Raw genomic sequence first — 18,223 nt, forward strand, 5'->3', positions numbered from 1 at the left:
GGGGGAGATGGCCGGCAGGCCAGAGGGGGGTGTTTCGCGCCGACGTTTCACCCACGCTATCGCTCCTGCTTCAATGCACTTTCGTGCCAGCGCCGCAGGATCAGATGCGAGATCAGCGACAGCACCAGGAAGATCAAAATGCCGGTAAATGAAATCAGGATCAGCGCCGCAAACAGCCGCGGCGCGTTGAGCCGGTAGCCGGCCTCGATGATGCGCGAGGCAAGCCCCGACGACTGCCCTTGCGCGCCGGCGACGAACTCGGCCACCACAGCGCCGATCAGCGACAGGCCACCGGCGATCTTCAGCCCGCCGAGGAAATAGGGCATCGCTGCCGGCAGCCTGAGATAGCGCAATTGCTGCCAGTGGGTCGCACCGTTGAGCTTGAACATGTCGCGCAGATTGCGGTCGACGGAATTGAGGCCGAGCGTGGTGTTGGACAGGATCGGGAAGAAGGCGACGATCCAGGCGCACAGCAGCAGTTTCGTCGTCTGGTTGTCGACATAGATGTTGATCAGCGGGAAGATGGCAACGATCGGCGTCACCTGCAGCACGATGGCAAAGGGGAAGAACGACATCTCCACCCATTTCGATTGCGCAAACAGCACCGCCAGCCCGACCCCGCCAATGACGGCGAGCGCCAGGCTGAGAAAGGTGATTTTGAGCGTCACCAGCAGCGAGGAGAACAGCAGCCCGGCATCGTCATAGAGCGTCTGCAGCACCACGCCGGGGCGCGGCAGGATGTATTTCGGGATCTCGTTCCAGACACAGACACGGTCCCACAACCAGATCGCCAGGATCATGATCGCCAGCGGCAGCAGCCATTTGCCGATCCGTTCCAGCCGCTCCTCGCGCACACGGCGTGCCTCCTCCGGATCGAGGTTCACGGCAGGTTGGTCAATGGCCGTCATGATGCGGTCCGGCGATTGAGTTGATGGCGTTGACCAGGACATCCGAGGCCTGGCGGCAGAGCGCGGCATAGTCCGGCGAGGTGCGAAACGCCTCGTCGCGCGGATAGGGCGCACCGACGGCAAGCTCGCCGAATACCCGGCCCGGCCGCGCCGCCATGACGACGACGCGATTGGACAGGAACACGCTTTCGAAGACGCTGTGGGTGACGAAGACGACCGTAAAGCGCTCGTCCTGCCACAGTTCCAGAAGATCATTGTTGAGCTTGAAGCGGGTGATTTCGTCGAGCGCGGCGAACGGCTCGTCCATCAACAGCACACGCGGCTTGGTCACCATGGCGCGCGCGATCGAAACGCGCATCTTCATGCCGCCGGAAAGCTCGCGCGGCACGGCATTCTCAAAACCGGTCAGATGAACCCGCGCCAGCATCTCCATCACCACCGGCGCCGCCTTGGCCCGCGACACGCCTTTCAGCCTGAGCGGCAGCCAGACATTGTCGAAGACATCCGCCCAGGGCAGCAGCGTCGGCTCCTGAAAGACGAAGCCGATGTTCGAGCGGTCAAGCGAGCCGCTGCCGCGCCAGTCGAGCACACCGGAAGTCGGCGTCGACAGGCCGGCAATCAGGCGCAAGGCCGTCGACTTGCCGCAGCCCGACGGCCCGAGAAGGCTGAGAAAATCGCCTTCCCGGATCGTCAGATTGACGTCGCTGAGTGCCGTCACGCCGTTGGAAAAAACCTTGCCGACGCCACGCAATGCCAGCAACATCGGGCTTTCTCCCGATGTGCTTGCCGGCGCTTGCGCCACTTTCTCCTGCATCATGTCAGGCAGACCGGCCTACTTCTTCAGCTCCAGCCCGACGCTCTTGTTGACGAAGGCAAGCGTGTAGGCCTTCTTGATATCGATGCCCGCCGGCGTGACCTTGGCCTTGACCATCTTGTCGTAGAAGCTCTGGATGCGCGCGTCGGTCATGGCGCCGATGCCCAGCTTCTCCGTGTCGCCGGAATCGACCACGCCGAACTTCTTCAGCTGCTCGATCGAGAAGGCGATCTGCGCATCCGTCATGTCGGGATTGTCTTTCTTGATCATGTCGTTGGCGGCCTTGTTGTCGCCGTAGAGGTAGTTGTACCAGCCCTTGGCCGAGCCATCGACGAAGCACTGCACCACCTCCGGCCGCTTGTCGATCGTGGCCTGCATGGTCTCGACCGTGGTCGCATAGGTGTCCCAGCCGTAGTCGGCCAGCAGGAACTGGTTCGGCAGGAAACCACCCTCTTTCTGGACCGCGAACGGCTCAGAGGTGACGTAGCCCTGCTGGATCGACTTCTTGTTGGCGATGAAGGGCGCGGAGTTGAAGGTGTAGGGCACCCGCTTGGCGGCGTCGAAGCCGAGTTCCGTCACCATCCACTGGAAGAAGGTCTGCACGCCCTCGTCGCCGAGGATGTACTGGTCGGCCGTCTTCAAATCCTCCCACTTGTCCAGGCCCTGACCGGGTTGGGACATGATGACCTGCGGATCCTTCTGAAAGTCCGCCGCCACCACGCGCATCGGAATGTCCTGCTGCACGGCATCGAACGCCGACAAAAGATTGCCGCCCATGTAGAAATCGATCTTACCGGCGAGCAGCAGTGGCCGGCCACTGACCTGCGGGCCGCCCTGCATGATGGTCACGTCGAGGCCGCACGCGGCATAGGTGCCATCGGCCACGGCCTGGTAGTAGCCGCCATGCTCTGGCTCAGCTAGCCAGTTGGTGCCGAACGTCACCTTTTCGTTTGCTGCCGCGCTCAGCGCGCTCGAAGCCAGCATGGCGATCGCCGCCGCCGAAACCGTCAGTTTTCCGTACATTAACACCACCCTCTGTTTGCTCCGGCGCGCTCCGCGCCGGGCTCGACACCATTGGTTCAAGAAGCAAGACACATGCCACCGCCAGGACCCCGCGCTTGCGCAACAGTCGCGCGCGAAGGCCGGACGGGTCATGCTGTACGGGAGGCATCGTGCCTATTTTTTGGACGCCTGTCCACAATCGCGCCAATGCCATGCACTGCATCTTGAAGGTGCAATCGATCCGGTCTTAGGTGGCGGCAGATCGGAGATTGCCATGTTCAAATTTCTCAAACCGAAGTCGATCAAACCGCCCTTTGCCCGCTACAGCCACGGCGTCGAGGTGCCGGCAGGAAAGCGTCTGGTCCTGTGCTCGGGCCAGCTCGGTATCAGCGCGGACGACGTCGTTCCGGAAGATGCAGGCGCCCAGACCGAACTTTGCTTCAAGAACGTGGCAGCCATTCTGGGCGAAGCGGGATTGGGGCTGAAGGACATCGTGCGCGTCAACGCTTTCGTCACCGACCGCGCCTATCTGCAGCCCTATATGGACGTCCGCAACAGGCTGTTCTCCGACCCGGCGCCGGCCTCGACGCTGATCGTCGTTTCCGGCTTCGCCCGGCCGGAATTCAAGGTCGAGGTCGAGGTGCTGGCGGCGGGGTGATCGACAGGCCGTCCTTATGGCTCTAAGTCTGGCCCGTCCATCTGAGAGGCATGCGATGACCGTTGCAAAAAAACGCGTGTGGTGGGGCGACTATCGAACCACCGAATACGCCACGATCGACCCGGAGGCGACGATCGCCGTGCTGCCGGTGGCGGCGATCGAGCAGCACGGTCCGCATCTGCCGGTTTCGACCGACACCTCGATCATGAACGGCATGCTTGAAACGGTGATTGCCCGCCTGCCCGGCGATCTCGACATCCGCATCCTGCCCGTCCAGGCGGTCGGCAAGTCGAACGAGCACCTGCATGCGCCGGGCACGCTCACGCTGCCGGCAACGACGCTGGTCGAAGCGTGGACCGAACTCGGCCTGTCGATCGCACGCGCCGGCGTGCGCAAGCTCATCGTCGTCAACTCGCATGGCGGCAATGAGGAGATCATGGGCATCATCACCCGCGAATTGCGGGTGCGCGCAAAGATGCTGGCGGTGAAGACCAGCTGGCAGCGCTTTGGTCGCCCGGCCGGCATGTACACCGACCTCGAGGATCGCCACGGCATCCATGGCGGCGATGTCGAGACCTCGCTGATGCTGCATTTCCGGCCGGACCTCGTCGACATGGCAAAGGCCGACAATTTTGTCTCGAATGTCGCCCGCGCCGAAAAGGAATTTTCGCTGCTGCGTCACACCGGCACCCACGCCTTCGCCTGGATCGCCAGCGACCTCAACCCGAACGGCGTGGTCGGCGACGCCAGCATTGCGACGGCCGAAAAAGGCCGGCTGACATCAGAGCATCAGGCTGACGGTTTCATCAGCCTCTTGCGCGATGTGCGCAAGGCGAAGCTCTCCGACTGGCTGGCCTAACAACCCCCAGGGTATGTTGAGATTCAGGTCAGGCCGAGCTGAGAATGATGGATTTCGAGAACCGGCCTACGCCGTCCGTAGCTCTTCATAGAGCGAAGGCACTTATGAGGGCTTCGGCCGGCGAAGGCCGGAGCGGAGCGTACATTTAGGTACGTGAGCACCGGAAGCGCAGAAAACCATCGTTCGCAGGCCGGCATCACCTGAATATCGACATGCCCTAGCCGTCGATCCTCAGTGCGAAGGGGGTGCCTTCAAAAGCGTCCGCGCCACGCCCGATCGCCTGGATCGCCTCAACCATCCGGCCATTGCGATCAAGCAGCGCATCGGCGACCGCAATCAATCGCGGATTGGGTGTCGCCGAGGGCGACAGGGCGCGCAGCGTCTGCGCCAACTCGACCTCGTCGCGCTTCGGCGCCAGCGCCGCGGCGATGATGTAGGCAGACGCCGTCGAACGGCTGATGCCGGCATAGCAATGCACGACCATCGGCTTCACACGATCCCATTGACGGGCGAAATCGAGCAGATTGCGCACATGCTCCTCGCCCGGCATGGTCATGCCTTCCTGCGCCACCGCAATGTCGTGCATGACCAGATGCAGATGATTTTCCGGAACGATCGAAGCCGGGCGCACCACTTCGGTTCCCGCCGCCAGCAGGGAAAGCAGCCGCTCGGCGCCGGTCTTCGTTACGGTTTCATCGACTTTTGCCAGTGAACAGACATGGATCATCATCGCGCGATCTCCTCAGCGACAGCGTCGCGCTTGTGCACCCACTCGGCAAGAGCGGATTCGAGCCGCTGCCATTCCTCCTGACTTCCCGGCAGTCCGGCGCGCAGCAGATGCGGCCGGTCGGTGAAATGGCGAAGCAGGACTCCGCGCTCGCCAAGCGCCGAAAATAGGCCGGCTGCGTCCGCCAGCCTTAGATAGCGGAACAGCGTGGTGCCGCCGGCGACCGGAACGCCAAAGCGGCCGAACAAGGCATCCAGCCGCTCCCCCTCAGCCTTGAGTGTCGCGCGCATCTCGGTCTGCCAGCCGCTGTCGGCGAGCGCCCGGATGCCGTATTCGAGCGCCGGGCCGGCAACCGCCCACGGCCCGAACTGCGCGTCCAGCCGTTCGACCGTCTGCGGATCGGCCAGCGCAAAACCTAACCGCAAGCCGGCGAGGCCAAAGAACTTGCCGAACGAGCGCAACACGACGATGCCGCCCTGGTCGACATCGCCGGCCAGGCTCTCGGCGCGCGGACCGACATCCATGAACGCCTCGTCGACGACCAGCAGCCCGCCCTTGGCGCGCAATGTCTCGGCAAGTTGCAGCAGCCTTTCGCGCTCTATGACGCGCCCGTCCGGATTGTTGGGATTGACGACGATGGCGAGGTCGGCACCGGCCAAAGCCTCGAAATCGTCGACTTCCGCGACCGAATGGCTGGCGATCGCGGCTGCGCGAGCATGTTCGGCATAGGTCGGACCGAGCACCAGCGCCCTGCCGGGGCTGACCAGCGAAGCGACGCGCGGCAACAAGATCTGTGTGCCGGGAGCCAGCACGACATGCGCTGCCGACGGCGCGCCATAGGCCGCGGCAGCGACCTTGGCCAGCTCGCGACCACGCCCGGCTTCCGGCAATCGTGACAGGGCGGTGGCGGGCAGCTCAAAAAGCGGATAGGAGTGCGGATTGATACCCGTCGAAAGGTCGACGAAAGGCTGTGGCGCGTGAGGGAAGAGCGCGCTCGCCCGGCCCAAGCTCCCGCCGTGATCCACGGCAGCAATCGCTCCTTCAAGAAGCTTCATGTCGATCCTGATCGCCTTCCTGTCATTGGCCATTGAACGTGCCCTGGGCTACCCGGACTGGCTGTTCCGCGCCATCGGCCATCCCGTCACCTGGTTCGGCAGGCTGATATCCTTTCTCGACCGCAGGCTCAACCGCGCCACTGATTCCGACGCGCTGCGTCGCCGGCGAGGCGTCCTGGCATTGCTGGTCATCGTGCTGGTGCCGGCGACAATCGCCTTTGTGCTGCAAATCGTGCTCTGGCAGATATTTCCCACCAGCATGGTGATCACCGCCATACTGGCGACGTCGCTGCTGTCGCAGAAGAGCCTTTTCGAGCATGTCGAGGCGGTGGCCGATGCACTCGACACCGGCGGTCTGGCCTTGGGTCGTATCACCGTCGCGCGCATTGTCGGCCGCGATCCGGAAAGGCTCGACAAACCGGGCGTTGCCCGCGCCGCAATCGAAAGCCTGGCCGAGAATTTTTCCGACGGAATCGTGGCACCGGCCTTCTGGACCGGTGTTTGCGGGCTGGCCGGCGGCGTCGCCTACAAGGCCGCCAACACCGCGGATTCGATGATCGGCCACCGCACCCCGCGCCACGAGGCCTTCGGCCGGGCTGCGGCCCGGTTTGACGATTTCATCAACCTGCCGGCCTCCAGGCTGACCGCGCTGTTGATCGTGCTCGCCGCCTTTCTGGTCAGGGATGCCGATCCCGGCAATGCCTGGACAGCCATGCTGCGCGACGCCAAGAAACATCGCTCGCCCAATGCCGGCTGGCCGGAAGCGGCGATGGCCGGCGCGCTCGGCCTGGCGCTGGCTGGGCCGCGCAGCTATGGCGGCGTCATCGTCGAGGATGCCTTCATGGGCGAAGGCGGCCGGCGCGAGGCGGAGAGCCTGGATATCAGACGGGCGCTGAGGCTTTATCAAGTCGCCGACTACCTGCTGATCGGGCTGTTCGGCTTGTTGTCCGCGATCCTGATCGCAGTGACGTTCTGAGCCACTTTCCTCTGTGGGGAGGGCAAGAAACCCTCAGAACTCTATCCCCTGTTGCGCCTTCACGCCGGCCGAGAAATGGTGCTTGGTCACGCCCATCTCGGTGACCAGGTCGGCGGCCTCGACCAGCGCTGGCTTGGCGTTGCGGCCGGTGACGACGACATGCAGGCCTTCGCGCCGTGCCTTCAGCGCCGCGACCACTGTGTTGAGGTCGAGATAGTCATAGCGCAGCGCAATGTTCAATTCGTCGAGCACCAGCAGGCTGATCGACGGATCGGCCATCAGTTCGAGCACCTTGGTCCAGGCAGCCTCCGCGGCGGCGATGTCGCGCTTCAGGTCCTGCGTCTCCCAGGTAAACCCCTCGCCCATCGTGTGCCAGACGACACGGTCGCCGAAGGCGGCAAAGGCATCCTTCTCGCCGGTGTGCCATTTGCCCTTGATGAACTGGACGACGCCGACGCGCTTGCCATAGCCGAGCATGCGCAGCGCCAGCCCGAAGGCGGCGGTGGTCTTGCCCTTGCCGGGACCGGTGTTGACGATCAAAAGTCCCTTCTCGACCGTCTTGGCTGCTACCTCGGCATCCTGCACCGCCTTGCGCTTGACCATCTTGGCGCGGTGTTTTTCGGCATCCTTGTCTTCGATATCAGCCATATCATTTCACCTTGAGCGGCAATCCCGCCACCATCAGCAGCACTGTGTCGGCGACCGCCGCGACCTGCTGGTTGAGACGGCCGGCAGCATCGCGAAACCGGCGCGCGAGCGCGTTGTCGGGCACGATGCCCTGGCCGACTTCGTTGGAAACAACAAACCACGGTCCGCGCGGCCGCGACAGCACGTCCGCCAGCCCCAGGCATTCAGCCTCGAGATCATGGTCGGCCAGCATATGATTGGTCAGCCACAGTGTCAGGCAGTCGATCAAAACAGGTTGACCGTCCGGTAATGCGGCGAGCGCGCCCGCAAGATCGAGTGGCGCATCGATGGTCATCCAGCCCTCGCCGCGCCGCGAGCGATGCAGCGCGATGCGCTCGCGCATTTCGTCGTCATAGGCTTGCGCGGTGGCAATATAGGTCCACGGCGCAGCGCCTGCCCTCACCAGTCTTTCGGCGTGGGGGCGAAGGTCAGTTCTTTGCGATCAGGCAAAGCTGTCGCGCAGGCTGGTGGCTGTGCCCGTAAAGCGTCCGCGCACCACGCCGACGGCAGCACCAAGCACCAGCCAGAACACCAGATTGGTCACCGTAACCGCCACCACGAACTGATGGTGCAGGCCTTCCGGGATTGCTGTCACGAAGCTGTCCGGCTGCGGCGCACCGACTATATGTGGCGCCACGATCAAAGCCACGGCAAGGATCGCCAACGGCAGCGACTTGCGGAAGGCGAGAAGGCCAAGGCCAGCCGCTGTCGCCGCCACTGTTGCCCACCACCAGATCTGGCGCTGCATGAGGTCGGCCGCCGGCATTGCCGGCAGTTCGGGCGGCAGGCCAAGGCCCGGCGCCAGCGTGAACACCGCAAAGCCGGCCAGGCCCCAGAACACGCCCTGGCGCCAGCTGCCGATACCGCCAGCGAACTCGGAAACCGCGACCAGAATCAACGCGAAGCCGATGCCGGTGACGATATTGGCGACGACACTGAAGGCAAAGCGCTCGAAGCCGTCGGCCGGCGACCAGCCTTCGTCTTCAGCCGGAGCCGCCGCTTCGACAGGCGCTGGCGCTGAGCTCATGGCGTTTTCCGCCGGTGCGGCACTGCTCATGGCATTGGTGGTGCTGGCGGCGGGTGCCGCAGCATGATCGTGCTGGTGGCCGCCAGCCTTCTCAAAAACTTCGGCCTGGTAGATCAGAGGGTCGGTGGCAAAGGCCTGCATGCAGGCGAGAACGACGCCAGCCACGAGCCCTGCGATCGCCGCGATGAACACGACGTTGCGAAACAGGTTCATGATGTCAATTCCTCGTCAGTGGCAGGGGAACGCCATCGAGTGGCGATAATCGTGCGCAGCGTTGTGGACCACATCGATATGCGAGAAGCCAACAACCCCGACAACGAACATGCCGAGAAATGCAGTGAGCACCAGCTGCATGAAGCGCGACTGCGAGGAAACGGAAGCGCCGAGAGAGACGGAAGCGGTATTCATGTCTTGTCCTTTCGCCCTCCACCCGAGGGCATAGAAGTCACTATCCCTGTCGCCGGCAGGTCTCCTGGCTCGCGGATCAGCGCCCTTCCCCACCTTCCCGAAGAAAAATCTTCAGTGGCATATGGAGAGGACTACCGCACACAGTTGCGGGGGCAGCCACGGCATTGGGCAACAACTCAGCCCGCACCGCATTCCCTCTTGGCTCCAAACGGAACCGACGACAGCAGCGACTATAGGCAAAATCGCAGCGCCCGGCAAACCAAATTCCGCCGGTTACCAGCGCGAATGCGCCACCTTGGCCTTAAGCTGCGGACGCGGCGATCCGCTCGGCAACGAGGCGCTGCAGCCGCCACAGATGGCGGTCGTGAATGCCGCGCTCTTCCAGGTTTTTCACCGTGTTGTAGAGATAATCGGCGCCTGAGCCCCAGTGCCCACAGGATGTAGCCAGTCTGTCGACGACCCTCTCTTCGGCGAGCGGGCCGGCATAGGTCGTACCGTTGCGGTTGATGACGAAGGCCAAAGCCTTTATCGGGCCGCTGTCGCTGGACAGGCTGAGCATGCGGGGATGGTAGCTTGTCGGCTTCAGCGTCACTTCGCGCCGCAAAAGCTTGCCGAGTTGCTGCCGCCTGTTGTCGTCGGTAAGGCGAAAGGCGACGCCCTTGCATTGTCCGCCACGGTCCAGCGCCATCATCAGGCCGGGGCTGTCCTTGGTGCCGCGCCAGCGCGTCATGTTCATGCAAAAGGACCGGTGCCAGCCGCGCACCGTGGCGACACGTTCCTCGACATGGTCGATTTCGGGTTTCCAGATCAGCGAACCGTAGCCGAACAGCCACAGCGGTTCCGAGTCAGGCAGTTCCGCCTGCAATGCGTCCAGCAACGAATCATAGTCGCCATCATCCAGATGCGCAGCATCAGGATCGGGACCGGTATCCTCGATCGCGCGCCAGCAGCGCGCGACCAGTTCCGGCGTAAGCGACATCTGCCGTGCAGCCAATTCTCAATCCTCTTGTTCAAGGACATGATTAAGGCATTGCGGTCGAAACCGGCAATGCCGTGGCGTGATTGACAAGAGATTGGCCTGGGTGTCGGCTGGCGCATCACAGGAAGCCAGCCATGCAACCCAACCCGGGCGAGCGCGACCTTTATAACGGCTTGACCCGGCTTGAGCCGACGCTGCCCTCCTCGGCCTATTGGGACGCAAACGCCTATCAGCGCGACCTCGACGCCATCTGGTACAAAAACTGGCTGCTGGTTTGCCGCGAGGCCGACCTCGCCCAGCCGCTGGCTTTCAGGACCTTTCGCGTCGGCACGCAGGAGATCGTCGTGCTGCGCGACGACACCGGCGTGCTGCGCGCCTTCCACAACACTTGCCGGCATCGCGGCTCGCAGCTTTGCCAGGAGAGCAAGGGCCGGCTGAAGGCGCGGCTCATCACCTGCCCCTATCACGCCTGGTCGTATTCGCTGCGCGGCGACCTCGTGCGCGTTCCCTCGAAATCGCTGCCCGAAGGTTTCGACAAGGCCGATCACCCGCTCTACCGCGTGGCGCTGTCGGTGTGGCGCGGCTTCGTCTTCGTCAATCTCGCCGAAGATGCCCACGGCTCGGCCGAAACATCTTTCGATCCTGCATCCGGCAGCCTCGCCAACTGGCCGCTGGAGACGCTGGTCAGCGGTCACGTGCTCAAGAAGGTGATGAACTGCAACTGGAAGATCTTTTGGGAGAACTTCAACGAGTGCCTGCACTGCCCCGGCGTCCACAAGGACCTGTCGCGGCTGGTGCCGATCTATGGCCGTGGCCTGATGGGCCGCCATGACGACCCGGACTGGGTTCGCCATGCCGACAATGACGCGCCGGAATTTTCCGGTGGCCTGCGCGCCGGCGCCGAGACCTGGTCGCGCGACGGACAGGCGCATGGCCCGGTCTTTTCCGGGCTGACGCCGGCCGAGCGCGCCGCCGGCCAGACCTATGCCACGTCACTGCCGTCGATGTTCATCGTCGGTCACGTCGATTATGTCCGCACGGTGCGGCTGGTGCCGCTTGGCCCCGAACAGACCGAACTCACCGCCGAATGGCTTTTTTCGCCCGAGGCACTGGCAGCACCCCAGGCCGATATCGACAACATCGTCGCCTTTGGCCGGCAGGTGCTGGAGGAAGACGCCGCGATCTGCGAGGTCAACCAGAAAGGACTGCGCTCGCTGCGCCACGAGGCTGGCGTGCTGATGCCCGAGGAGTACGACCTGCACCGCTTTCACAACTGGGTGCGTGACCAGCACACAGCACTGGCACCCAAGCCATGACCGTCAAAGCGATTTCGGCAGATAGCGCCAGGTGACAAAGCCGCAGACCGCGGCCAGAAGGCCGAGCGTTGCGAACACCGAACCCAACCCGAAGAACGCCAGCGCCACCGAATAGACCAGCGGCGGCGTCAGCTCGGAAAAGTCGAGATACGTGCGATACACCGCCGCCATCTGCGCCCGCTCATAGGAGCGCACCGAACGCATGAAGGCGGTTGAGCCCAACGCATCGAGCGCGATGGTGAAGAACGCGCCGCAGAGCAAAAAAGCGCCGGTGAGCAACGGCACCGTTTCGCCGACGGCGCCCGCAGCCAACAGCATCGCCGACATGGCGAAATAAGCGAATGTCATCGTCCGCCGGCCGCCGAAGCGCTTTCCCGCCTTGCCCCAGAAAATGGCCATGAACAAAAGCGCGTTGCCGGCCGACACCAGCAAGCCGCCAGCCAGCTTGCCCTCGCCGGTGATCACCATGAACAGCGGCCCGTAGACGAAGAACGTCGTCCAGAAGCAGGAGCGGCCAAAAGCGATCAGCCAGGCCAGTCTCAGCCGCGGCTGCGCGACGAAGCGGCCGATATTGGCCAGCGGATTGGCGGGCCGTGTCTTGCCAGGGCGGATCGATGGATTGTCGCCCAGCCTGTAGGTCCAGAACAGCGCCAGCAGGATCATGGCAAAAACGGCAACCGCGCCATGCGCGGCATAGATGCCGAAGCGCGTGTAGAGAAAGATGCCGAGCGTCGGGCCGCCGGTCCAGGCAAACATCGACCACGCCATGCGCAGCGATTCCGCCTGCATGAAGTCGGTCTTGCGGATGTGGTCCATGATGTAGAGGTTGAGCGTGATCGACAGCGCGCTGGCGCCCATGACCCGGCACAGCATGCCCGCCAATTGCCCGGCCAGCGTGTGGGTGACGAAGAACAGCGAGCCGATGGCAAGCAGGCAGGCGCCGGCCGTGTAGACCCAGCGCCGGGCAAAGCGGCGGATCAGCATCGGCATGAACAGCGTCACCGACAGGCCGAGCAGGGCCACGACGGTGTAGAGGATCGAGACGATCTGCTCGTTGTGCAGGATCTCATAGGCCTGGATCGGGATGACGCTCGATACTGTGGCGCGGGCGAAGGACTCGACCGCGTAGAGCGAGGCAAAGGTGCGTGCATCCGCCGGCCGCAAGGCCGGAAGCCAGATCGGATGGCGCACATGGGTGGACATTGCTTTCCCCAAAGCAGACTCGCGCGGCCAATCTGGCGTGGCGTTCCTGGTGTCGGTAACAGGAAACCGACCCGTTCACGGCAAAAAGCGAAGCCGGCCAAAGGCTTTCCCGCACTGGCCTAAAGCAAGCCCTGATGCGGCACCTGCGGCCTGCCTTCTTTTGTCCGGTGCAACCGTGCTAGTCGTCTCAGATCAGCTGAATCAGAATTACGAGACCATGAGCATCCATACGCCGCCTGCCCCGGATCAACCGAAACGCATTGTCGCCATCGACATCGTGCGCGGCATCGCGCTCATCGCCATGGCCAGCTATCATTTCACCTGGGATCTGGAGAACTTCCACTACACCGATCCCGGCCTGACCGCCTTCGGCTGGTGGAAGATCTACGCGCGCTGCATCGCCTCGACCTTCCTGTTCCTGGTCGGTGTCAGCCTGTTTCTTGCCCATGGTCGGCAGATCCGCTGGAACGGTTTTTGGAAGCGTCTCGCCATGGTCACCGTGGCGGCGATCGCCATATCGGCAGTCACCTGGTTCGTCACGCCGGACAGCTTCATCTTCTTCGGCATCTTGCACGAGATCGCGGTGGCCAGCCTGCTCGGCCTTTTGTTCCTGCGTCTGCCGTCATTGCTGACGTTGCTCGTCGCGGCGGTGGTGATCGCCGCGCCGATCTACTTCAGATCCGAAGCCTTCGACCACCCTGCTTTGTGGTGGGTTGGTCTGTCGGCGATCAACCCGCGCTCCAACGACTACGTACCCGTCTTGCCATGGTTCGGCGCGGTTCTTGTCGGCATCGCCGCTACAAAGCTCGCTTCCAACGCCGGCGTGCTGGCGCGGTTGGCGACGCTCACGCCCGGACGATGGGCCAACCCGCTGATCTTCATCGGCCGTCACAGCCTGGCTTTCTATCTGATCCATCAGCCGCTGCTGTTTGGCTGTGTCTGGCTGTTCTCGCAGATCATGCCGGCGCCGGTGGAGACAAGGGAAGTGGTCTTCCTGAAAGAGTGTCAGGTATCCTGCCAGCAGCAGCGCGACACGGAGTTCTGCGCCAGCTATTGTGTGTGCATGCTGGACACGCTGCAAGGCGAGGCAACATTCGATCGGCTCTACAATGGCGACCAGACGCCGGAGTTCAAGGCGCATCTTAGCGAGCTCGCCGGCACCTGCACCGCCAAGACCGAGAGCTCGATGATGGAGGGAGGGCAGCAATGACCGACAGTCAGCCGAAACCCGGGCTCATACCATGGCCGCCGCTGATCTATGTCGCGGCCATCGCCATCAGCATCGCGCTCGGCCTGCTCTACCCGCTGCCATGGATCGGCGACATTGCGGGCGACCTGCTTTTCGCCGCCGGCTGGGTGGCGCTGTTCGGCGTCGCCGCACTCTGGTTCACCGCCATCCGCAGCATGATACGGGCCAAGACGACGTTCAACCCGAACGCCGTGCCGGACCATCTGGTGACATCAGGCCCTTTCGGCATCACGCGCAACCCGATGTATCTGGCCAACACGCTGCTGTTGATCGGCGTCGCCTTCGTCTCGGGCATCGCATGGTTTCTGCCGCTGGCCCTGATCGCGGCCTTCGCAACGCAAAAACTCGCGATCGAGGGCGAGGAAAAGGTGCTGGCCGCCAAATTCGGCAAGAAATATCGCGACTACGCCAAAAGGGTGCGGCGCTGGATTTAGGCGCCGGCTCACACAGGTCGGCTACGTGTTGACGCCGAGCTCCACCAGCCGCTCCACACAGGATTCTTCGGCCTGGTCCAGTTCGGCCAGCGTTTCCTCGAGGTCGCGGCGCTTCTGGCGCAGATCCTCGCGCTTTTCCTCGATGCGCTTGATCATCAGCTTGAGTTGACCGACCTCGCCGGGCGGCTCCTTGTACATCTGGATGATTTCGCGGATTTCGTTGATCGAAAAGCCAAGCCGTTTTCCTCGCATGATCTGGCGGATCAGATGCCGGTCGGACGGTCGAAACAGCCTGGTGCGGCCGCGCCGCACCGGCTGCACCAGCCCTTCATCCTCGTAAAAGCGCAGCGTCCGCGTCGACACCTCGAATTCGCGGGTCAGTTCGGTGATCGAGTAATATTCCCGCATTGTCACTCCAGATGCCGGAATCCCGGGCGATCGCCAAGCGGCGTCGCCCTTTTGTCCCGAACCAAACCCATGCCATGCCGGAATCGACATGGCGCCCCGCGCAAGCCTCGCACGGCATTTACGTAAAAGTCAATTGAGAGCTCGGCGCGGTAGTGTCTCAGTTTGAAATTCCGACTTCGACCATGGAAGATTCGCTATGCCGCCTCGCCGGGTGTAGGGTGCCTTGTCGTCCGATCTACGGAGCAATTCACGGAGCATAGTATGCGTGGCTTGATCCTTGGCGTGGTTGCCTTCGTGGTCACGTCGTCATCTGCGCAGGCAGCAGGCGACAGCATCGCCGGCCGGACAGTCACGGTGAAATGCCAGTCGTGCCACGGCAAGGATGGCCTCGGCAGAGCTCTGACCGGCGGTGGCGAAGCGCCCAATCTCGCCGGGCAGAAGTACGACTATCTCGTCCACTCGCTGATGGCTTACAAGGCCGGGGAGCGCAAGAGTTATATGATGTCGTTGGTCGTCAAGCACCTGAGCGATGAAGACATTGCCAATGTTGCGGCGTACTATTCCTCGATCAAGATTACCGTCGAAGCTCCGCCTTAGGCCCCTTTTTGTATGGTCCGCGCGGACCCGGCTTAGGCGCTCCGGCGTCCATCTTCTCGCAAAGATCGTCCATCGACCACAACAAACTGAGACACTACCCGCGGCGCGGTAGTGTCTCAGTTTAAAATTGCGGCAGCGTACCAAGGGAATACCGCGCAGGCATCAGCTTCAGCAGCTTCGGCACTGTCATAATATCCAGAGCCGTATGTTGGAAGCCAAAGGCTGTATGGCTCTCCGGTGCCATCGTTCTCGTACTCTTTCCAGGTTTCTTCATAGAAACTGAAAAGTTGAGCCGGAAGGACGTGCGCGAGGATTCCGACACGGACCAGGCTGTCCTCGTGGTAACGCATCTTGATTGTCTTGTTCATACAGCGACTAACTTTTGTAAGCGCGCGCTTGCCGATTTCGGCGCAAACCGCATCCACCTTCTCGCAAAGATCGTCCATCGACCACAGCGGAAATGCATATCGCATTCAGGCAAATTCAAACTGAAACACTAACGACAGCGCGCCTCAGGGCAGGGCGAACCACCATGTGGCCAGCCCCAGAAAGGCAAAGAAGCCGACGACGTCGGTGACCGTGGTAACGAAAACCGCCGAAGCCACCGCCGGGTCGATCTTGAAGCGGTCGAGCAGCAGCGGGATCAGGATGCCGGCAAGGGCTGCCACGAACATGTTGATGATCATCGCCGCCGCAATGATGCCGCCGAGGTTCGGATCCCAGAACCACGCCGCCGCCGCGATGCCGATCAGGATGGCGAAGATGATGCCGTTGATGAAGCCCACCCCCATCTCGCGACGGATGATGCGGCCGGCATTGTAGATGTCGAGATCCTTGGTCGCCAGCGCGCGCACGGTGACAGTCATGGTCTGCGAGCCGGCATTGCCGCCCATCCCCGCCACGATCGGCATCAGCACGGCAAGCGCCACGATGTGCTCGATCGTATGGTCGAACAGGCTGATCACCGACGCCGCCAGGAACGCCGTCAGAAGATTGATGAGCAGCCAGGGCACACGCGAACGCGAGGTCGAGACTATGCTGTCCGACAGCTCTTCATCGCCGACGCCGCCCATGCGCAAAAGGTCCTCTTCGGCCTCCTGCTGGATGACGTCGACCATGTCGTCGATGGTCAGCACACCGACCAGCCGCTCGTTCTCGTCGACAACAGCGGCGGAGAGAAGATCGTATTGTTCGAAATCGCGCGCTGCGTCTTCCTGGTCCATCGTGGCCGGAATGGCGTGCCTTGTCTCATGCATCACCTCTTCGACCTTCACCGAGCGCTTGGTGCGCAGGATCTGGTCGAGATCGATGGCGCCAAGCAGCTTGAAGCTCGGGTCGATGACAAAGATCTGGCTGAAGCGGTCCGGAAGGTTCTTGTCCTCGCGCATGTAGTCGATGGTCTGGCCGATGGTCCAGAACGGCGGCACGGCGACGAACTCCGTCTGCATGCGGCGGCCGGCAGTCTCTTCGGGATAGTCCAGCGAGCGGCGCAGCCTGATCCGCTCGGTGAACGGCAGTTGCGACAGGATCTCGTCCTGGTCTTCCTTTTCGAGATCTTCGAGAATGTAGACCGCGTCGTCGGAATCGAGCTCCTGCACCGCCTGCGCAATCTGCGCATTGGGCAGATTGTCGACGATCTCCATGCGGATCGCCTCGTCGACCTCGGTCAGCGAGGAAAAGTCGAAGTCGGCGCCCAGGAGTTCGACCAGCACGCGGCGCTGTTCGGGGTGAAGCGCTTCGAGCAGGTCGCCCAGTTCCGACTGGTGCAGGTCGTCGACTTCACGCTTCAGCGTCAGCGTGTCGCGATCGGCGATCGCCGCACCGATCTGGGCCAGGAATGACGACAGAATGACGCCGTCCTCGCCATAGATATCGGCGTGGCCGTCTTCAGCGGCTCTGGCGCCGGTCGTCTGTTCGCCCTGGCGTTCCACCAGCGCCTCCCGCCATCGGAATCCCGGAAAAGGTGCCTGTCAGGTCTAGCGCGCAACGCACGGGAATATCAAACGAAATGCGCCCTGCCCCGCAGACGGGACGAGGGTCCCTTCATCAAGACATGGTGCTGCCCGGGCTTCAGGCAGCGCGACAGCGCATGTCGCTGGGGAAAGAGCACCCATTCGCGGATAGGGCAGAATTGCCGTCGTGTAAGCGCTGGAAAACCACCGCATCCGCCTGTGCCCGTAATGTGGCCAAGATAACCGGAAGCCCTTGACCGTAAAGTCACAGAGAACGAATGAGACAATCGCAGGACAACGCGTTCGCGTCGTCGTCGCCGAGCGCAATCCGCTCGTTGTGTCGGCGATGCGCGAAATGCTGGAATGCGACGGGCGCTTCGAGCTTTTGGCCTGCGTGCAAAGCGGCAGGCATTTCCTCGAACTGGCAATGGCAGGCGAATTCGACGTCGCCGTCATCGGCTGGAAACTCGCCGACATGGACGGCGCCGATGTCCTTGCCGAGATCCAGAGCCGCAAGCTCAATGTGCGCATCACGGTCTTTTCCAACGACCACGATATCGGCATCCTGAAGCAGTGCGTGCGACTCGGCGCGCATGGCTACTGTTTTCAGTTCGACGACCCGCCGATCATTTTCGAGACGATCCTGGCGGTCGCGCATGGCCGCATCTGCATCCCTTACATCGACATCAACAAGGTCAACGACACGCCGTTGGCGCAGCTCACGGTTCGGGAACGGGAACTGCTGGCGGTGCTTTCCGACGGTTGGACCAACCTTCAGATCGCGACCCGCACCGGCATCTCCGAGAATACAGTGAAGTACCACCTGAAAAATCTCTACGACAAGCTTGCCGTTCGCAACCGGGCGATGGCGGTCGCGCTATATTCGAGCGAGAAGCGGCGTCCCCTTTCGGGTAGGCCGACCGGGTAGGACGAACCTACCCGCGCGCCGCGAATACTTACCCGG

The 18,223-nt window shown here is 62.7% G+C and carries 22 protein-coding genes and 1 riboswitch; of the genes, 8 read left to right on the forward strand and 14 right to left on the reverse strand.

The window, feature by feature from the left end; genetic code table 11:
- Window positions 1-56: 56 nt before the first annotated feature.
- The 3 genes from AC1DVW_RS18325 to AC1DVW_RS18335 are packed head-to-tail and all read right to left on the reverse strand — an operon-like array spanning window position 57 to window position 2,745.
- Window positions 57-908: an ABC transporter permease gene (locus AC1DVW_RS18325; protein WP_477311952.1), complete on the reverse strand. Its 852-nt coding sequence runs from the start codon at window positions 906-908 to the stop codon at window positions 57-59.
- Window positions 895-1,725 (reverse strand): ABC transporter ATP-binding protein, encoded by an 831-nt coding sequence (locus AC1DVW_RS18330; protein ID WP_477324868.1) that lies wholly within the window; start codon window positions 1,723-1,725, stop codon window positions 895-897. Before AC1DVW_RS18330 ends, AC1DVW_RS18325 begins: the two co-directional genes overlap by 14 nt.
- 15 nt (window positions 1,726-1,740) lie before the next feature.
- Window positions 1,741-2,745, reverse strand: a complete 1,005-nt coding sequence (locus AC1DVW_RS18335) for an ABC transporter substrate-binding protein (protein WP_477244977.1) — start codon at window positions 2,743-2,745, stop codon at window positions 1,741-1,743.
- Window positions 2,746-2,998: 253 nt separating this feature from the next.
- Here AC1DVW_RS18335 and AC1DVW_RS18340 point away from each other — a divergent pair, with 253 nt between their 5' ends.
- Together AC1DVW_RS18340 and AC1DVW_RS18345 are read left to right on the forward strand one after the other, a co-directional pair.
- On the forward strand, window positions 2,999-3,382 hold the full coding sequence (locus tag AC1DVW_RS18340; RefSeq protein ID WP_477244975.1) for a RidA family protein: 384 nt from the start codon (window positions 2,999-3,001) through the stop codon (window positions 3,380-3,382).
- A 55-nt stretch (window positions 3,383-3,437) separates the two neighbouring features.
- Entirely contained in the window at window positions 3,438-4,241 is an 804-nt protein-coding gene (locus AC1DVW_RS18345) for a creatininase family protein (protein ID WP_477324870.1), read from the forward strand.
- Window positions 4,242-4,458: 217 nt separating this feature from the next.
- Here the strand turns inward: AC1DVW_RS18345 and AC1DVW_RS18350 are convergent, their stop codons facing one another.
- Entirely contained in the window at window positions 4,459-4,968 is a 510-nt protein-coding gene (locus AC1DVW_RS18350) for a tyrosine phosphatase family protein (RefSeq protein ID WP_477245025.1), read from the reverse strand.
- Window positions 4,968-6,023 carry a threonine-phosphate decarboxylase CobD gene (gene cobD / locus AC1DVW_RS18355; protein ID WP_477244971.1) on the reverse strand — a complete coding sequence of 352 codons (1,056 nt, stop codon included), beginning with the start codon at window positions 6,021-6,023 and terminating at the stop codon, window positions 4,968-4,970. Before cobD ends, AC1DVW_RS18350 begins: the two co-directional genes overlap by 1 nt.
- Here cobD and cbiB point away from each other — a divergent pair.
- A complete protein-coding gene (gene cbiB / locus AC1DVW_RS18360) occupies window positions 6,022-6,999 on the forward strand; it encodes an adenosylcobinamide-phosphate synthase CbiB (protein WP_477324872.1) in 978 nt (325 codons plus the stop codon). The genes cobD and cbiB overlap by 2 nt on opposite strands.
- 33 nt (window positions 7,000-7,032) lie before the next feature.
- Here the strand turns inward: cbiB and cobO are convergent, their stop codons facing one another.
- The 5 genes from cobO to AC1DVW_RS18385 all read right to left on the reverse strand — a co-directional run bounded on the left by cobO (window position 7,033) and on the right by AC1DVW_RS18385 (window position 10,115).
- Entirely contained in the window at window positions 7,033-7,647 is a 615-nt protein-coding gene (gene cobO, locus AC1DVW_RS18365) for a cob(I)yrinic acid a,c-diamide adenosyltransferase (RefSeq protein ID WP_477324874.1), read from the reverse strand.
- Between the two features lies 1 nt (window position 7,648).
- Window positions 7,649-8,089 carry a bifunctional adenosylcobinamide kinase/adenosylcobinamide-phosphate guanylyltransferase gene (locus tag AC1DVW_RS18370; RefSeq protein ID WP_477324876.1) on the reverse strand — a complete coding sequence of 147 codons (441 nt, stop codon included), beginning with the start codon at window positions 8,087-8,089 and terminating at the stop codon, window positions 7,649-7,651.
- Between the two features lie 39 nt (window positions 8,090-8,128).
- Window positions 8,129-8,926, reverse strand: coding sequence for a CbtA family protein (locus AC1DVW_RS18375; RefSeq protein ID WP_477244962.1), 798 nt, complete (start codon window positions 8,924-8,926; stop codon window positions 8,129-8,131).
- 15 nt (window positions 8,927-8,941) lie between these two features.
- The gene (locus AC1DVW_RS18380; RefSeq protein WP_477244961.1) at window positions 8,942-9,121 is read right to left on the reverse strand and encodes a CbtB domain-containing protein; all 180 of its coding nucleotides are present in this window, start codon (window positions 9,119-9,121) and stop codon (window positions 8,942-8,944) included.
- A 37-nt stretch (window positions 9,122-9,158) separates the two neighbouring features.
- Window positions 9,159-9,355: riboswitch (cobalamin riboswitch) on the reverse strand.
- A gap of 67 nt (window positions 9,356-9,422) precedes the next feature.
- The gene (locus tag AC1DVW_RS18385) at window positions 9,423-10,115 is read right to left on the reverse strand and encodes a gamma-glutamylcyclotransferase (protein WP_477324878.1); all 693 of its coding nucleotides are present in this window, start codon (window positions 10,113-10,115) and stop codon (window positions 9,423-9,425) included.
- Between the two features lie 119 nt (window positions 10,116-10,234).
- Between AC1DVW_RS18385 and AC1DVW_RS18390 the strand changes: the two genes are divergently transcribed.
- Window positions 10,235-11,416, forward strand: a complete 1,182-nt coding sequence (locus AC1DVW_RS18390; RefSeq protein ID WP_477324880.1) for an aromatic ring-hydroxylating oxygenase subunit alpha — start codon at window positions 10,235-10,237, stop codon at window positions 11,414-11,416.
- A 3-nt stretch (window positions 11,417-11,419) separates the two neighbouring features.
- On the opposite strand, the gene AC1DVW_RS18395 is transcribed toward AC1DVW_RS18390, so the two are convergent.
- Window positions 11,420-12,619: an MFS transporter gene (locus AC1DVW_RS18395; RefSeq protein WP_477324882.1), complete on the reverse strand. Its 1,200-nt coding sequence runs from the start codon at window positions 12,617-12,619 to the stop codon at window positions 11,420-11,422.
- A gap of 217 nt (window positions 12,620-12,836) precedes the next feature.
- Between AC1DVW_RS18395 and AC1DVW_RS18400 the strand changes: the two genes are divergently transcribed.
- Both AC1DVW_RS18400 and AC1DVW_RS18405 read left to right on the forward strand, forming a co-directional pair.
- The gene (locus tag AC1DVW_RS18400; RefSeq protein ID WP_477324884.1) at window positions 12,837-13,829 is read left to right on the forward strand and encodes an acetyltransferase domain-containing protein; all 993 of its coding nucleotides are present in this window, start codon (window positions 12,837-12,839) and stop codon (window positions 13,827-13,829) included.
- Window positions 13,826-14,302, forward strand: a complete 477-nt coding sequence (locus AC1DVW_RS18405; protein WP_477244952.1) for a methyltransferase family protein — start codon at window positions 13,826-13,828, stop codon at window positions 14,300-14,302. The genes AC1DVW_RS18400 and AC1DVW_RS18405 overlap by 4 nt, the downstream gene beginning before the upstream one ends.
- 21 nt (window positions 14,303-14,323) lie before the next feature.
- On the opposite strand, the gene AC1DVW_RS18410 is transcribed toward AC1DVW_RS18405, so the two are convergent.
- Window positions 14,324-14,710 carry a MerR family transcriptional regulator gene (locus tag AC1DVW_RS18410; protein ID WP_006335629.1) on the reverse strand — a complete coding sequence of 129 codons (387 nt, stop codon included), beginning with the start codon at window positions 14,708-14,710 and terminating at the stop codon, window positions 14,324-14,326.
- Between the two features lie 261 nt (window positions 14,711-14,971).
- Between AC1DVW_RS18410 and AC1DVW_RS18415 the strand changes: the two genes are divergently transcribed.
- Complete coding sequence (locus AC1DVW_RS18415; protein WP_477324886.1) at window positions 14,972-15,307, forward strand: c-type cytochrome; 336 nt, start codon at window positions 14,972-14,974, stop codon at window positions 15,305-15,307.
- A 116-nt stretch (window positions 15,308-15,423) separates the two neighbouring features.
- Here the strand turns inward: AC1DVW_RS18415 and AC1DVW_RS18420 are convergent, their stop codons facing one another.
- Together AC1DVW_RS18420 and mgtE are read right to left on the reverse strand one after the other, a co-directional pair.
- Window positions 15,424-15,780, reverse strand: coding sequence for a hypothetical protein (locus AC1DVW_RS18420; protein WP_477324888.1), 357 nt, complete (start codon window positions 15,778-15,780; stop codon window positions 15,424-15,426).
- 39 nt (window positions 15,781-15,819) lie between these two features.
- On the reverse strand, window positions 15,820-17,238 hold the full coding sequence (gene mgtE, locus AC1DVW_RS18425; RefSeq protein ID WP_477324890.1) for a magnesium transporter: 1,419 nt from the start codon (window positions 17,236-17,238) through the stop codon (window positions 15,820-15,822).
- Window positions 17,239-17,512: 274 nt separating this feature from the next.
- Here mgtE and AC1DVW_RS18430 point away from each other — a divergent pair, with 274 nt between their 5' ends.
- The gene (locus tag AC1DVW_RS18430) at window positions 17,513-18,187 is read left to right on the forward strand and encodes a LuxR C-terminal-related transcriptional regulator (RefSeq protein WP_477244937.1); all 675 of its coding nucleotides are present in this window, start codon (window positions 17,513-17,515) and stop codon (window positions 18,185-18,187) included.
- Window positions 18,188-18,223 lie beyond the last annotated feature (36 nt).

The organism is Mesorhizobium sp. P3_B5 (assembly GCF_056402815.1).